Genomic DNA, 16,059 nt, shown 5'->3' with positions numbered 1-16,059 from the left:
CAACAAGAAATTACAGCAGCTTCACATTCCACTTGTTAAAATTGAACTAAAGCACATAAAACAGGTGCATTATGAAAAAAATAATAATGTGTTGCTGCTGTTTGTATTCTGGAGCGTTATTTGCCTCTGTTCAAGATAGCATTAGCTTTTGTCAAGCAATTGCGATTGTTGCAGAGAATGTGATGCAAGAAAGACAAGATGAAGTTCCGCTCAGCCTCCAGAAAAGTATTGCACTTGAATATGAAGATGGGGCAAAGGAGTTGTATGAGGCAATTGTAGAAGATGCCTATGATCTCCCAATATTTCCAAATGAAACCCAAAAGCAGCAAGCCGTAGAAAGTTTTAAATTAGAATATTTTGATTATTGTGAACACGCTGAAGTGAGTGAATAGTTTTTAAGACTCAAGAAGTTATAAAATGCAAATAGATCGAGTCGTTACCTATTTATAACTCGACTTGAACCGAAATAAAAATCCCCTCTTAGTGAGGGGATAAAAGTTATTCACTATGCGATGTAAAACGATTTATATCATGTGCTGTTTGAGCAAAATGCTGTGCCAATGCGTTCATGTCTGAACCAGACGGCGCTTGGTAAATTCTTAAACCGAACTCAGGTAAAATTGCAATTAAATGATCAAAAATATCGGCTTGAATGGCTTCGTAGTCTTTCCATACCGTGGTGTTGGCAAAGCTATAAATTTCCAGAGGTAGGCCTTCGCTGGTTGGTTGCAATTGACGCACCATAATAGTTTGATGTTGTGTGATACCAGGATGTTGTTTTAAGTAAAACTCGACATAGGCACGAAATGTCCCCAAGTTGGTCAGACGACGTTGGTTATAAATGGCCTGATTTGAGAGTTGCAAATTAAACTCTTCTATTTCTTCTTGTTTGCTATTTAAATATTGATCCAATAATAAGAAATCTTTCAATTTTTGTTGCTCGTGATTACTCATGAAGTGAACACTACTCTGATCAATAAAGATCGAGCGTTTGATACGACGTACACCTGCTTGTGCCATACCACGCCAATTTCTAAAGGTATCCGTCACCAGTTTATTGGTGGGAATGGTGGTAAACGTCTTATCAAAGTTCTGTACAGTAACTGTATGTAATGACATATCAATGACATCGCCATCTGCATTTAACGAAGGCATTTCAATCCAATCGCCAATGCGGACCATATCGTAAGATGAAATCTGTACAGAAGCCACCAAGGATAAAATGGTATTTTGGAACACCAACATCAATACGGCTGCCATGGCACCAAAACCAGCGAGTAGCGTAAAGACATCTTTTTTCAAAAATGTGCCAATAATCATCAAAGCACAGACCACAAAAATGACCAGTTTCACCAACTGCAAATAGCCTTTAATAGGCTTGTTTCTGGACTTTGGATTGCGTTGATAAATCGCATTAAAGATATTTAAGCTTTCACCGATGGCAAGCGCGAAGGTGAGAAAAATAAAAGCTTGTGTCGCCATTTGTACCAAGCTAATCAATTTTTCAGATAAATGAGGTATTGTCACAATACCGTTCATGATGACTAAGGCAGGAACAATATTGGCAATTCTACGAATGACATGATGTTGAGTAACGATATCACGATTGGCAAATTTTAGTTTGGAGATGACTTTACGAATACCGCGAACAACAATTTTTTTCGCAATAAAATTGGTTAAAATCGCAAGTAATATCAATAGGCTTAAAGATAAAGACATATCTAACCAAGCATATTGATTTGACCACGCTGTAATACGTTCAATAAAAGTAAAATGCGGCAAAGTTTTCCTCAATGCAAATTTTTAATCGATTTATATTTTATAAATTAACCGCTTCGGAATGAAGTTGAATAACATTTCTTAAACATAGCATGATTTTCTCAAGGGTCTGTAAAGGCTAAAAAACAGTCTGAATTTTTCTAATTTGATTAAAATAATTGAACAATAGTAAAAATTATTTAAAAAAATTACATAAGATAAATAATAAGTATTCTCATTAATATTGGCTGGCGCTAGAATATGCACAAAATTTAAAACACCCCCTCCCAAATCGAGTTTACAACCTAGTGAAATCATTACATCCACTGAGCCTAAGCATTAAAGTTTTTTTAGGATTGACCACGACACTCAGCTCAGTCTGGGTTTATGCAGCCGAGATACAGACATCTGAAATATTAGAAACCATTCATTTAACTGCAAAACAGGCCGAACATAAGAAAATAGGGCAGCAAACGGCAAGTACCTTAAAAGGACAACAAAAGAATTTGGAAACACCACAAACGGTGAATGTGGTTTCAAATCAATATATTGAAGATTTTAAGCCTGCAACTTTAGATGCTGCATTGACTCAAGTCAGTGGGATTACGCAAGGTAACACGTTGGCAGGAACTCAAGATACGGTAATGAAACGGGGTTTTGGTGATAACCGTGATGGCTCTATTATGATTAACGGCATGCCAATTGTACAAGGTCGTGCAATGAATGCTGCGGTTGAGCAAGTTGAGGTACTTAAAGGGCCTGCATCACTTTTATATGGCATTATGGACCCTGGTGGCGTGGTCAATGTGGTGACGAAAAGACCGCAACGTGAACAAGCATCTGAAGTTTCTATTTATGGTTCAAGCTTTGGAAATGGCAAAAATGGTTTAGGTGGCAGCGTAGATACCACAGGTGCTATTGGTCAGAGTAATTTTGCTTACCGTTTCATTGCAGATTATTCAGACCAAGATTATTGGCGCAATTTTGGTTATAACCAGCAAACTTTAATTGCACCATCGTTGGCATGGGATAATGGTCAAACTCAAGTGAACTTGAGCTATCAATATCGTGATTTTGATGTGCCTTTTGACCGTACGACAGTTTTTGACTTGGCTACCAATAAAGCTTTGCCAATTTCAAAATATACTCGTTTAGATGAAGCCTTTAATCAGACCAATGGTGAAGACCATTTGGCTCAAGTGAGTGTCGATCATCAAATCAATGATCAATGGTCAGCACATTTAGGTTATAGCTATAATTATGAAACCTATGATGCAAATCAATTACGTATTACCAAACTGAATACCACTAATCATACAGTCACACGACGAACCGATGGTACATTGGGTGCTGAGAGTGTTGATAGTGCGGGTCAAGCGTATTTAGAAGGGCACTTTAATGCGCTCGGATTTAAACATGACCTTCAAATTGGTTCTGATATCGAATACCGAAAATATTATCGACCAAACATGGTTCGAGGCAGTAACAGCACCCTTGATTATTTAAATCCTGTTTTTGGCAAAGTGACTGCGTCTAGCAGTATTGATGCAAATGCCAGTGAACAAACCGATAAATTGCACACTTATGGCTTCTATTTACAAGATGCCATTCATCTAACAGATCAGTGGATTGCCGTTTTAGGGGGGCGATATACGCATTATCAGCAAATGGCAGGACGAGGACGACCATTCAGCATTAATACCAATACCAATGATGATGCATGGTTACCACGTGCAGGTTTAGTGTATAAATGGAATGATCAGTTATCCGTATACACCAGTTATACCGAGTCATTGAAACCCAACTCTTCAATTGCGCCGTTAAGTGGTGGTCAAATTGATTCAGATGTACAGCCAGAACAAGCCAGATCCTATGAAGTTGGTTTGAAGTATGAATTAGACGAACGCTTAAAAGCTAATTTTGCCTTATATGACATTAAAAAACGCAATGTTTTGGCGAGTGTAACTAATGTTGAAACTGGCGAAAATGAACTACATACCTCAGGTAAAGTGGGGTCTAAGGGTTTGGAGCTTGATGTGACGGGGCAAATTACCGATCAGCTTGATGCCACATTCACCTATGCATATACCGATGCCAAGGTATTACAGGATGAAGATACAGATTTAATTGGCAATCGCTTAAATAATGTGGCTAAAAATACCGCTTCTTTAAGTTTTACTTATGATTATGGCCAATTGGGTCTTGGAAACCTAAGAATGGGACTCAGTGGTAATTACGTTGGTAAGCGAGCTGGGGATACTGAAAATAGCTTTACTTTACCAGACTATACACTAGCCAACGCTTTTGTTAGTTACGACACTCGAATTGCCAAGCAAGATGTCAACTTTAAACTCAATCTCAATAATCTCTTTGATACGACCTATTACACCGCGAGCGTCAGCAATTTAACGGTTTCACAAGGTGATGCGCGACAAGCTGTTTTAAAAGCAACGATGAAATTCTAAAGATATTTTTTATCATTATTGAAAAGGGCGTCTAGATGACGCCCTTTTGATTCTGATTACCACATTAAATCATCTGGAATCACATAAGCCGCGTACGGATCTTCTTCATCTGTCACTTCTTCATTCTTTTCAGAATTGTTCACAATAATAAAGCCCGTCATTTTTTCATTAATGCGATCTGCCAGTGCTTTAGGCAAATATGCATAACTGTCTTGATCTTTGGCAATCACTAAACTGCCAGATACCAATGCGTTATACACTTGCTGCTGTAAATACACTTTTTTGATTTTGGTTTCATCAATAAATTGATAGACCACATCACCAGCAACATCTTTAATTTTATGTTGCTGAATCATTTGCACAATTGAGGCTTTTAATTCTTTCTCTTGTAAAATACTTTTCTTTTCTTGCTCAAGGGCTTGATCTTTTGCCATTTTATCTTGTTTGTCTTGGGCAATTTTTGCTTTGATCTCAGCATCGTCATTTTGTCCAGTGCGTTGCTCATGCACCGCCTGTTTAGACAGTTTTTTTGCCTTTTTATTGTCTACCAGACCCGCTTTTAATAACTGTGCCTGTAAAGCATTTTTAACCATAATAAATTCCAAAAGGGTTAATGATGACGATATTGAAAGTAAATGATCCAGTACACCAGACTTAAGCAGAAACTTAAACCGACTGGAATGAGATACGCGTTTAATTTTAAATAAGGATAAATCAGGCTTGCAACCAGTCCACCTAGCAGAAAGCCAAATAAAATGAGTAAATGCAAAATTATTCGCCGCTGCCCAACTTTTAAACCTATCAATCGGTAACCTAAGGCAAGCCCCAAGTCGGTGAGAACACCAGATAAGTGGGTGGTACGAATAATAGTCCCCTTGTAATGACTGACCATTGCATTCTGGATTCCCATAGCCGCGCAAGCCCACAACAAAGCATAACGCGGTAAATAGGGCAAAATGAGCCAACACAGTAGGATAAAGAGAGCAACTAGACTCAATGGAATACCATAGCGTCGACCCAGTTGGAACGTGCTATTTCCAAGTATAAGTCCGCTATAGCAAGACCCCGCGACATAGCAGAGGATAACCAGAAGGAGATAGAGAATTGAAGCAGGGTCCCAATGGACAATAGCCATCGATAACATACTCACGTTTCCAGTCATGTGAGAAACAGACTGGTGCAATACCGTGACCAGTCCGAGTACGTTAATCATGCCCGCATTAATTGCGAGAAAGAATGCCCCTAGTTGCATCCAAAACGGTAAAGTTTGAAATGGCATATCGCGATACAACCATCCAATAAATGTCTAAATTATTATTTATAAAATAATATTAACGTGATGCACGATCAACTGCTACAGTAAATAAAACATCTGTAGATGAGTTTAATGCCGTTTCAGTTGAGTCTTGTAGAACACTAATCACCATACCAATAGCGACCACTTGCATTGCGATATCAGAAGAAATACCAAATAAACCACAGGCAACTGGAATTAGTAATAATGAGCCACCCGCAACACCCGATGCACCACAAGCCGAGATTGAAGCCACAACAGATAAAATTATCATGGTGGTAAAATCAACTGAAATACCTAAAGTATGGACTGCTGCTAAAGTTAAGACGGTAATGGTCACCGATGCACCTGCCATATTCACAGTAGCCCCTAAAGGAATGGCAACACTGGCTGTCGCTTCATTTACCCCTAAACGTTTTGCCAAATCAAGGTTGACAGGAATATTGGCAGCCGAACTACGGGTAAAGAATGCAGTAATCCCACTTTCACGTAAGCATTGCAATACAAGCGGGTAAGGATTTTGACGAGTTGTTAAAGCAACTAAAATTGGGTTAATGACCAATGCAACAAAGAACATTGTTCCAAGCAATACAGCTAAAAGTTGAGCGTACGTCGATAATGTTTTTAAACCAGAATCTGCAAATGTGACTGCGACTAAACCAAAAATACCGACTGGTGCAAAGTTAATCACAATACGGATGACATGATTTACAGCATTTGCCGCATCTGCAATAAATACTTTGGTGCTGTCATGTGCGTGACGGAAGGCTAAACCAAGAGCAATCGCCCAAGCTAAAATACCAATAAAGTTGGCTTCGCTAATTGCTGTAACAGGGTTTGCAATAAAACTTAAAAGTAAATTCTTTAAAATCTCTGCCAAATTTCCTGGTGGTTGTAATTCACCTTGTGCAGGAACGTCCAAAAATAAAGTACTTGGGAAGACCAAGCTCGCAGCCACAGCACTGAACGCAGCTAGCAACATGCCCACTGCATATAAGATCATAATTGGACGAAGATTTGCACTATGTCCAACTTTAAAATTGGAGATGGATGCCATCACCAATACAAAAACTAAAATAGGTGCAACAGATTTTAGGGCCTTAATAAATAGGTCACCTAAAAGGCTCAAATAAGGAGCAGCATTTGGGAACAAGAAGGCAACTGCCATCCCTAAAATAATGGCGATGAGGATTCGCGTAACTAAACTTAAACGCGCAAAAGCTGAAAACATAGGTTGACCTTGTCAGTACTACGAGGGCAGAGAATAAAATTAAGTGAGCAATTCTATACCTAAAATTTAAAATGGATAAAAGATATTTTGATATAAAAACTAACTTATTCTTTTTAAAGTTGATATTTTTTGATTTAAAACAAGGAAAAACCGAATTTTATTGCAAAAAATACCTTTCTGAAGGAAGCCAATCTGAAATAACAGCTTTGAAATTATTTACTTAGCTTTTCAAGTTAAACTTAAAAATTCTGGATTTAAAGCCTGAATGGCTTGGTAATGGGTTAAATGAATGCGTCCATCTAACTTCTCATAAAGTCGGGAATGAATCAGTTTATCCATTACAGGTCCCTTGACTTCGGAAAGATGCAGTTGAATATTGAGTTTATGCAGTTCAGCATCTAATTCTTCCAAAACCTCTAACGCACTATAATCAATACTACTGACCCCAGAGCAATTTACGATCACAAATTGCACATGTTTCTTTTCACTGACTGCATTAATAAAAAAGCTTTTAAAGCTACTGGCATTTAAAAAATTCAAACCTTCATCTATCCGCAAGGAAAGAATAGAGTCGACTGTTTTAACAGGATAGCGCTGCTGATTCCGAAAATGCTGTGTACCTTCAACCAAACCAATCACAGCCATATGCGGACGACTAATACGCCAGAGCATTAACAGAAAGGTTGAAATAACCCCTAAAATTAAACCTGTAGAAATATCAATGCAAATAACCCCAAAAAATGTAATCCACATGGCAATACCATCTGCTTTAGAATAATGCCATGTTTCAAAAAAGGGTTTTAAATCAACTAGCTTCCAAATTGAAACGATAATCGTTGCAGCCAGAATAGCCACAGGAAGGTTTTTAAAAAATCCAGTAAAGAATAAGCTGACAACGACTATAAAACAGGAAGATAAAATACCCGCCATAGGTGTTTTTGCTCCTGCATCGGCATTCACGACGGTACGTGACAAACTTCCAGTGACTGGAAAGGCAGAACTTATGCCTGCACTCAAGTTCGAAAGTCCTAATGCAATTAGCTCTTGATTACTATTTAAAGCACTACGTTGCTGTAACGCTGTTGCTTGAGCAATTGAAAGCGATTCGATAAAACTAATCATGGCAATCATGCTTGCGCCAGGAAGAAGTTGCAGTACTAAATCCCAATTCCAGTTGGGAAGCTTTAAAGGTGGAAAGCCAGATGGAATTTCACCTACCGTTTTAATCCCTACATGTTCAAGTTGTAAAACAGAAACCAAAGTAATAGACAAAACCACGAGAAGCAGCGGTATCGCTTTAATCAAAAAGCCTGAAAATTTAAAACGTTGTTGGATATGACCTAAATTTAGCAATTTGGGCATATAAATTAAAAACAGCATGGCTGCCACGCCAAATAGCAAAGTACCCAAATGTGCATGCGTTATATTGTGATAAAAGCTGATGATCAGTTCAGGGATATTGTTTGATTGAAGGGGGATATCCAGTAAGAACTTGATTTGCCCCAAAGCAATCAGTAATGCCGATGCAATAATAAAGCTATGAATGACAGGGTGGCTGATCAGTTGGATGAGAAAACCAAATTTGAAGATGCCCAATAAGAAAGAAATAATCCCGACCATCATCGCCAGTAAACAGGCTGCTTGAATATATGCTTCTGAACCTGCCTCAAAAAATGGCGTTAGTGTGGCAAAGGTCATCATCGAAATAATAGCCACAGGGCCAATCGAAAGTGTAGGGCTACTGCCAAAGAATGCATAAACAATCATGGGCAACATGCTAGCATACAAACCTATAATCGGAGGTAAGCCTGCGAGCATGGCATATGCCATGCCTTGTGGTACCAACATGGCAATTACAATGACTGCGGAAAGCAAATCAGATTTAAAGTTGGAAAAATTGTAATCTGCAAGCCAAATACAAGCTGGAAAATATTTTGAATATGATTTCTTTGAATTAGACATAGGCTGATCTAAAGCGCAACTTTAAATATATTATGCACAGAAATCACAACAAGAAAGAAAATAGAATAATGATTTTATTTAACTTAATACAGACTTAGTACAATACAGTTCATATAAAGTTTGCAGTACCTGTACTAATTTTTCATCTTTAATCGAATAAAAGATTTGCTTACCGTCACGGCGTGTGCTGACCACATCACTTTTTCTTAACATCATCAATTGCTGAGACAGCGTAGGCTGAGTAATTTGCGTGATTTGTTCAATTTGCGAAACATTCAGTTCTTGTTTTGCCAAATGACATAAAATGAGTAAACGGTCCGTATTAGCCAGTGATTTTAAAATACTCACCACATGTTCAGCGGAATTTCGCATCGATGTAATTTCAAAATCATTTTCCATTGGTACGTCTCATTAAAATCAGCTTACTATTATAAGCGTACAATGTGCAGATTAGATGTAGCTAAAATTTCAATCTAGATGGTTTTTAATGAAAACAATTATCAGATTTTCTTATAAATAATGCTGATTACGGCATGCAATTTGATTAAAATGACATGCCGTAATTGATGGCACTTAACTCTTTTTTACTTTTACACTGTCATAAAAATGTTTCAGTTCTTTTTCATTAAATAGGCTCGCATGATCAAATGCATCTTGATGCTCTTGCGCATACCATGCTAGACGATGTTGCATCTGGGTCACAAAATCTGGCGCGAGTAATAGATGTTCGCGGGTAACTTCAGCAAGTCCCAACTTTTTCAAAGTCGTCAAATAGCCTTTTAAAGTAGCACTGTCGAAATAGTAGCCTTGAGTAATGACTTTGTTTTGACTTAATTGCTGTAATGCTGCTTTTGCCATTTTCTCAAACACTTTTTCAGAGAAGGTTTGCGTATTTGCATATTGAGTAAATATGCTTTGCATGACAACGAAGTTATTTAAGCTATGCTCAGACAATGCTGCAAGCGTTTGTAATCCAGTGCTTTCAGTTGATGATTGCATAACGTGGCCAGCATCACGCTTAATCCACTGTGCATCCTCAAAATGATCTAAAATGGCGTGGATCTGCATTTCGACATCTTCAAGTTGCCATTTCAAAAAGAATTCTTCTTGAACAAATGGATATAAAGACTGTACCAATTGAATTAATTGAGAAACCTCAATTTTTTCATAATGTTGGATAATACGTGCAACCAAGGCAGGTAAAATAAAGCAATGCAGAATGTTATTACTGAAATAGCTCAATAGAATTTTTTGGCTCTCTGAAACACGAACCCATGTTTCTGAATTTTGATGATGAATTTCAACTTGCTTTAACTTCAAGGCGTATTGAATGATGTCTGCACTAGAAAGTTCAGAAATAATCATTCGATCATCATAGCGATTCTGTTCCAGTAATTTCCGATACTGATCAAGCGTTGCGACTAAACTTGATTCAGTCAATTGATGCGCTGGAGCATTCAATAAAATTAAAGAAATGATTGAAATCGGGTTAATCACCACAGCTTTATTGATGTTTTCTAAAATTGATTGTGCTGTTTGATCGACAGTATTTACCACTGAAGCAGGCAGTTTATCATTAAGTTTTAGTTTAATTTTTTCAGCATCTTGCTGTTTTAATACAGTATCTAAAAAAACAGGCTCGCCAAAGTTAACGTACACTTGCCCAAAAACTTTCTCAATTTTACGCGCTGAACTTAAAATTCCCCAAAGTGATTCAGCTTCTTTAGGCTTACCACTGAGTTCATTTAAGTACGAAGTGCCTTCCAATAGTTTTTCATAGCCAAAATAAGTCGGAATAAAGACAATAGGTTTGGAATTTCCTCTTAAGTGACTTTGAATAGTCATTGATAACATGCCTTTTTTAGCAGGCAGTAATAAACCCGTACGTGAGCGGCCACCTTCAATAAAGTATTCTAAAGGCGTGTTACGCAGCAGTAGACTATGCAAATATTCTTTAAATACAGAAGTATAGAGTTCATTACCATTGAAACTACGGCGAATAAAGTAAGCACCCGCACCACGGAACAATTGACCAACAATCGGTAAATTCAAGTTAATGCCTGCGGCAATGTGCGGCACCATCAAACCACGGTTAAAAATCACATAAGACAGCAAGAGGTAATCGATATGACTACGATGGCAGGGGGCATAAACAATTTCATAGTCCTGCGCCAATTCGCGGACGGTATCAAAGTTATGAACTTCAATGCCATCATAAAGTTGAGTCCATAATTTGGTTAAAGCAAGATAGCCAAAGCGTAGCGTGGAATAAGAAAAGTCAGAGGCGATTTCAGTTAAATAGTGTCGTGCACGATGCTCAGCTTCAAACATACTGATATTTTCATCGATACTTTCTTTGCGAATGGCATGTTTAACACCATCGCTAATCAAAAGGTTATTAATGACATTACGACGGTCAGACAAGTCTGGTCCTAAAATTGCCTCTTTATATTTATTAAAGTTGGCATTCAGTTCTTTTATTACATGATGTGCAGGCGAGAAATGAGGACTTAATTCCTTCGCTTCGGTTATTAACTTTCTTAAAGAAAGTGGCTTGTGAAATTCCAGATAATTTTCACGTCCATATAAGGAAATATTCATGGCTTGTTTGAGTGGCGATGGCGTTGACCATGCATCAGCAAATAAGGCTTTATACCAAGAATCTTCGTATTCTGGTGCACGTCCCCACAACATAGTCACAGGTACTAAATCTACATCCAATTCTGAATTTTTTTCTAAAATTTCAATTAAATGAATGAGTTTAGAAGGGTAATGTAATCCTTGTTTAAGATGGTTCTTTTCGTTCAGAACTAAAATGGAATCTTCTTCTTGAACTGTTCCAATCCTTAAAGGTTGATAGACTGAAGGTAACTGTCTCTTTTGCGCTTCATTATCAATCAGTACCGTATTACTGAGCGAAGCATCTTGTAATACATAGCAAATAGGGGTGTCGGACGAAGCTGAATATTGCTGTTCCAGTTCAGAGGTCGTGCCTAATACTTGTGGACTCACCACTTTATTTAAAATTTTCTGTGTGAGTTGACGATAAAATTGGCGATAACCTTTATTGGACATTGTTATTCCTATGAACCATGTTTCGAGGATTATTTTGTTCAATCTTGTCTAAGAATACAAATGCTTTTGTTGCTAAATAGAACATAAAGCATGTAACAGATCGTATCTTTAGAAAATACGACCATAAAGATCAAAGCGATTGTTTGAATCATTGAAGAAAAGTAAATGGGCATATTTTTTGCTGAACTCTAGGAAATATATTTTTCTTAGAGGCCAATCATTATGCATTATCAGGTTTTTCCATCACAAAAAATATCTGCTGAATATATTGTTTTATCGGCAGGTTTAGGTGGACATGGACAGTTTTGGACACCGCAAATACAAGCATTACAACAACATTTTCATGTGGTGATTTATGATCAAGAAGGTTGCCATAAAAATGCAGCCATTCTTGCAGAAAACTACAGTATGACTCACTTAGCCAAACAGGTCATGGATTTATTATCCATATTGAACATTCAAGAATTCCACTTTGTTGGGCATGCTTTAGGGGGTTTTATTGGGGCAGAGCTGGCCGTTTTATTGGAAAAATCTGAAAAAACCATGTTGTCGCTTACGGTTATCAATGGCTGGGCGCAATTAGATCCGCATACGCAGAAGTGTTTCAATACTCGTATATCATTATTGCAATATGCGGGTGTCGAAGCGTATGTCCGAGCACAGGCATTGTTCTTATATCCGCCAGCATGGATTTCTGCACATATTGCGGATTTAGAAATTCAGGAAAATAAGCAGATCGAACAATTTCCTCCTTTGCTAAATGTCTTCACGCGTTTGAATGCTTTAATGAGTTATGAACTGAAGGCTGCAACAATTTCGAGTTTAAATAAAATTCCAATCTATTTAATCGCGACTGAAGATGATTTTCTGGTGCCGCATCAACAAAGTTATCAATTAAAACAGCTATTTCCACATGCTGAATTAGATATGCTGCCGCATGGCGCACATGCGGTAACGGTTACACAACCTGAAATATTCAATCAATTGTTATTAGAAAAACTAGTGAAGAAATTAGCTGAAAATTTAGCGGCAAGTTAACAAGTCAGGTTCATTTTCACCATCATATAGGTTGATATAAAAATTCAAAAAGGCACTGCTTAACCCAGTGCCTTTTTTCTTTTCGTTATTTTTCCATTTGGTAAAAAATGTGCACACATTTAGATCATGAATCACAAAAAAAGTGCACATTAAAAATGTCAATTTTACCTTTCGGTAAAATACATAAATATTTTAATGGTTTTAAATTATTGATATTAAATTAATTTAAAAAGTTGGCACACTCCATGCACTCATCAAGTTAAGAATATAAAGATTTATATCCCAAAAAATAACAGGGTATAGGTTTTGAGAAATTTCATAATTGAATGAGGATGTAACACATGAAAATAGGTGTCTTTTGCCCAATCGGGAACAATGGCTGGTTACTTTCTGAAAATGCGCCACAGTACATGCCGAGCTTTGAACTCAACAAAAAAATTGTACAACGTGCCGAGCATTATGGTTTCGATTTTGCCTTGTCCATGATTAAACTGCGTGGCTTTGGTGGCAAAACCGAATTTTGGGATCACAACTTAGAAACCTTCACACTCATGGCGGGCTTAGCTGCGGTTACCAGCAAAATTAAAATTTATGCAACCGCAGCAACTTTGGTGATGCCACCTGCAATTGTTGCACGTATGGCTTCAACTATTGACTCCATTTCGAATGGTCGTTTTGGCTTAAATGTCGTGACAGGCTGGCAAGCGCCTGAATATACGCAAATGGGGATGTGGCCAGGAGATGAGTATTTTGGGAAGCGCTATGACTATTTATCTGAATATGTGCAAGTTCTTCGTGAACTGTGGGCTACAGGTAAGTCAGATTTCAAAGGCGAACATTTTGAAATGCAGGATTGTCGTGTCAGCCCAACACCACAAGCGGATATGAAAATTATCTGTGCAGGTCAATCGGATACAGGACTGGCATTTTCTGCGCAATACGCGGATTACAACTTTGTGTTTGGGAAAGGTTTAAACACACCAACCGCTTATGCAGAAATCAATGATCGCCTAAAAGCACATACTGATAAAACAGGACGTGATGTTCAAACTTATGTGTTGTTTATGGTAATTGCTGCTGAAACTGATGAAGAAGCATTGGCGAAATGGCAAAGCTATAACGATGGCGCAGACATGGAAGCAATTAACTGGCTGATGAATCAAGGCGGCAAAGACACTACTTCAGGAACCGATACCAATATTCGTCAAATGGCATCGAGTGTATCTCCCGTCAATATCAACATGGGCACCTTGGTAGGTTCTTATGAAAAAGTCGCAGCGATGTTAGATGAAATTGGTGACATTAAAGGCACAGAAGGCATTTTATTAACTTTTGATGATTTCGTTCAGGGCGTCGAAGATTTTGGTCAAAAAATTCAACCGCTTATGCAATGCCGTCAACATGTTGTGATGGATCTGGCAGAACAAGCACCTGTAACAGTTTTGGAGAAATCAGCATGAGCCAAGTCAATACACATACAGTCATCAGCGATTTTACCGAAGCTACAGGTCAAGGTAAAACCTTAAAAGCAGAACCTGAAAATATTCAGTTTGCACCTGAGCAAACGGCCTTAATTGTCATTGATATGCAGAATGCCTATACCTCAATGGGTGGCTATCTGGATTTAGCTGGTTTTGATGTTTCAGCGACCCAACCTGTGGTACAGAACATTAAAAAGGCAGTTGAAACGGCACATGCAGCCAATATTCAGGTGATTTACTTTAAAAACGGCTGGGATGATCAATATGTAGAAGCGGGAGGACGCGGTTCACCAAATTTTCATAAATCCAATGCACTGAAAACTATGCGTAAACAACCTGAACTACAAGGCAAATTACTGGCAAAAGGCGGTTGGGATTTTGAGCTGATCGATGAATTGCAACCCTTGGCGCAAGACATTGTAATTGAAAAACCTCGCTACAGCGGTTTCTTTAATACTGCATTAGACAGCATGTTACGTGCCCGCGGGATTCGTAATTTAGTCTTTGTTGGTATTGCGACCAATGTTTGCGTGGAATCGACCTTAAGAGATGGTTTTTTCCTCGAGTACTTCGGGGTGGCATTAAAAGATGCCTGTTATCAGGCGGGTTCAGCAGAAATTCAAGCTGCAAGCCTCTATAACATCAAAACCTTCTTTGGCTGGGTGTCCGATACGCAAAGTTTTGTCGACACTTTTGTTCCCAATACCGACCAACTCGCTAAAACTGCTTAAAAGGAGCGATTACCATGCCTAAACAAGTCATTATTCCAGCAGGAACATCAAAACCTTTAGCACCCTATGTTCCAGCCACCAAGGCAGATAATATTGTGTATGTCTCAGGCACATTGGCTTTTGATGAAAACAACAATGTGGTTCATGTCGGCGATGCGGCTGCTCAAGCACGACATATTTTAGAAACCATTCAATCAGTATTGAAAGAAGCAGGTGGAAGTATGGAGGATGTGACCTTTAACCATATTTTTGTCAAAGATTGGGCAGATTATGCTGCGATTAATCAAGTCTATGCCGAGTATTTTCCAGGGGACAAGCCTGCACGTTACTGCATTCAGGCTGGTTTGGTGAAGCCCGATGCCCTCGTTGAAATAGCCAGTGTTGCCCATGCCGCTACTGCTTAGGTAGTAGCAAGACTAGCCACGATAGGAGAACCAAGATGAATGCAGAATTACTCAAAAGCTTAATCAAAGAAGAATGTTTAGAAAAAATCTATAACACGCAAAAAACCACGCATATTGATGTCGATCAGAAAGCATTCCGCGAAGGCATGTCAAATTTGGGTGCAGCAGTAAATGTGATTACTACTTCTGGACCCGCAGGTGTCGCAGGTTTTACCGCATCTGCCGTATGTAGTGTGACGGATACACCACCGACATTGTTAGTATGTCTCAATCGTTCTGCATCTGTATTTGAGACTTTTAAGATCAATAAAGTTTTATGTGTGAACACCTTAGCTTCACATCAGATGGTACTTTCCAATGTTTTTGGTGGCAAAACACCAATGCCTGAACGCTTTGCTGCGGGTCAGTGGGAAACGCTGGCTACTCAAGCGCCTGTTTTACAGGATGCCTTAATTAGTTTTGACTGTGAAATTGTGCAAAGCATGAGTGTGGGGAGTCATGATGTTTTATTCTGTCAGGTCAAAGCCATTCAACACAATCAGGGCTTAAATGCGTTGATGTATTTTAACCGTGCTTATTGTGAACCACACCGTATGTGCTAAAGAACAAACCCTATAAGA

14 protein-coding genes are annotated in these 16,059 nt (G+C 38.4%); 7 read left to right on the top strand and 7 right to left on the bottom strand.

Going from position 1 to position 16,059, the window contains the following annotated elements:
* The first annotated feature begins 71 nt into the window (after nt 1-71).
* Nucleotides 72-392 carry a hypothetical protein gene (locus E0H94_RS11020; RefSeq protein WP_131326573.1) on the top strand — a complete coding sequence of 107 codons (321 nt, stop codon included), beginning with the start codon at nt 72-74 and terminating at the stop codon, nt 390-392.
* 106 nt (nt 393-498) lie between these two features.
* Here E0H94_RS11020 and E0H94_RS11015 read toward each other — a convergent pair whose 3' ends face one another.
* Nucleotides 499-1,782: a mechanosensitive ion channel family protein gene (locus E0H94_RS11015; protein WP_227548579.1), complete on the bottom strand. Its 1,284-nt coding sequence runs from the start codon at nt 1,780-1,782 to the stop codon at nt 499-501.
* Between the two features lie 284 nt (nt 1,783-2,066).
* Between E0H94_RS11015 and E0H94_RS11010 the strand changes: the two genes are divergently transcribed.
* Nucleotides 2,067-4,223, top strand: coding sequence for a TonB-dependent siderophore receptor (locus E0H94_RS11010; RefSeq protein ID WP_131326572.1), 2,157 nt, complete (start codon nt 2,067-2,069; stop codon nt 4,221-4,223).
* A gap of 56 nt (nt 4,224-4,279) precedes the next feature.
* Here the strand turns inward: E0H94_RS11010 and E0H94_RS11005 are convergent, their stop codons facing one another.
* The 6 genes from E0H94_RS11005 to plsB all read right to left on the bottom strand — a co-directional run bounded on the left by E0H94_RS11005 (nt 4,280) and on the right by plsB (nt 11,785).
* Nucleotides 4,280-4,816 (bottom strand): DUF2058 domain-containing protein, encoded by a 537-nt coding sequence (locus E0H94_RS11005; protein ID WP_131326571.1) that lies wholly within the window; start codon nt 4,814-4,816, stop codon nt 4,280-4,282.
* A 17-nt stretch (nt 4,817-4,833) separates the two neighbouring features.
* Nucleotides 4,834-5,502: a YoaK family protein gene (locus E0H94_RS11000; protein WP_131326570.1), complete on the bottom strand. Its 669-nt coding sequence runs from the start codon at nt 5,500-5,502 to the stop codon at nt 4,834-4,836.
* Between the two features lie 52 nt (nt 5,503-5,554).
* Entirely contained in the window at nt 5,555-6,748 is a 1,194-nt protein-coding gene (gene sstT / locus E0H94_RS10995) for a serine/threonine transporter SstT (RefSeq protein WP_131326569.1), read from the bottom strand.
* A 228-nt stretch (nt 6,749-6,976) separates the two neighbouring features.
* Nucleotides 6,977-8,710 (bottom strand): SulP family inorganic anion transporter, encoded by a 1,734-nt coding sequence (locus tag E0H94_RS10990; protein ID WP_131326568.1) that lies wholly within the window; start codon nt 8,708-8,710, stop codon nt 6,977-6,979.
* Between the two features lie 78 nt (nt 8,711-8,788).
* Nucleotides 8,789-9,109 carry an ArsR/SmtB family transcription factor gene (locus E0H94_RS10985; protein ID WP_016168045.1) on the bottom strand — a complete coding sequence of 107 codons (321 nt, stop codon included), beginning with the start codon at nt 9,107-9,109 and terminating at the stop codon, nt 8,789-8,791.
* A 174-nt stretch (nt 9,110-9,283) separates the two neighbouring features.
* Nucleotides 9,284-11,785, bottom strand: coding sequence for a glycerol-3-phosphate 1-O-acyltransferase PlsB (gene plsB / locus E0H94_RS10980; RefSeq protein ID WP_131326567.1), 2,502 nt, complete (start codon nt 11,783-11,785; stop codon nt 9,284-9,286).
* Nucleotides 11,786-12,007: 222 nt separating this feature from the next.
* Between plsB and rutD the strand changes: the two genes are divergently transcribed.
* The 5 genes from rutD to rutF all read left to right on the top strand — a co-directional run bounded on the left by rutD (nt 12,008) and on the right by rutF (nt 16,041).
* A complete protein-coding gene (rutD, locus tag E0H94_RS10975; RefSeq protein ID WP_131326566.1) occupies nt 12,008-12,823 on the top strand; it encodes a pyrimidine utilization protein D in 816 nt (271 codons plus the stop codon).
* 341 nt (nt 12,824-13,164) lie between these two features.
* Nucleotides 13,165-14,283, top strand: coding sequence for a pyrimidine utilization protein A (gene rutA / locus E0H94_RS10970; protein WP_131326565.1), 1,119 nt, complete (start codon nt 13,165-13,167; stop codon nt 14,281-14,283).
* Nucleotides 14,280-15,035, top strand: coding sequence for a pyrimidine utilization protein B (gene rutB, locus E0H94_RS10965; protein ID WP_131326564.1), 756 nt, complete (start codon nt 14,280-14,282; stop codon nt 15,033-15,035). The genes rutA and rutB overlap by 4 nt, the downstream gene beginning before the upstream one ends.
* Nucleotides 15,036-15,049: 14 nt before the next feature.
* A complete protein-coding gene (gene rutC / locus E0H94_RS10960; RefSeq protein ID WP_131326563.1) occupies nt 15,050-15,439 on the top strand; it encodes a pyrimidine utilization protein C in 390 nt (129 codons plus the stop codon).
* A gap of 35 nt (nt 15,440-15,474) precedes the next feature.
* Nucleotides 15,475-16,041 (top strand): NADH-dependent FMN reductase RutF, encoded by a 567-nt coding sequence (rutF, locus tag E0H94_RS10955; RefSeq protein WP_131326562.1) that lies wholly within the window; start codon nt 15,475-15,477, stop codon nt 16,039-16,041.
* Nucleotides 16,042-16,059 lie beyond the last annotated feature (18 nt).

This window comes from Acinetobacter sp. ANC 4173 (assembly GCF_004331255.1).
Classification (GTDB): domain Bacteria; phylum Pseudomonadota; class Gammaproteobacteria; order Pseudomonadales; family Moraxellaceae; genus Acinetobacter.
This window is presented reverse-complemented; position numbering and strand designations above follow the sequence as displayed.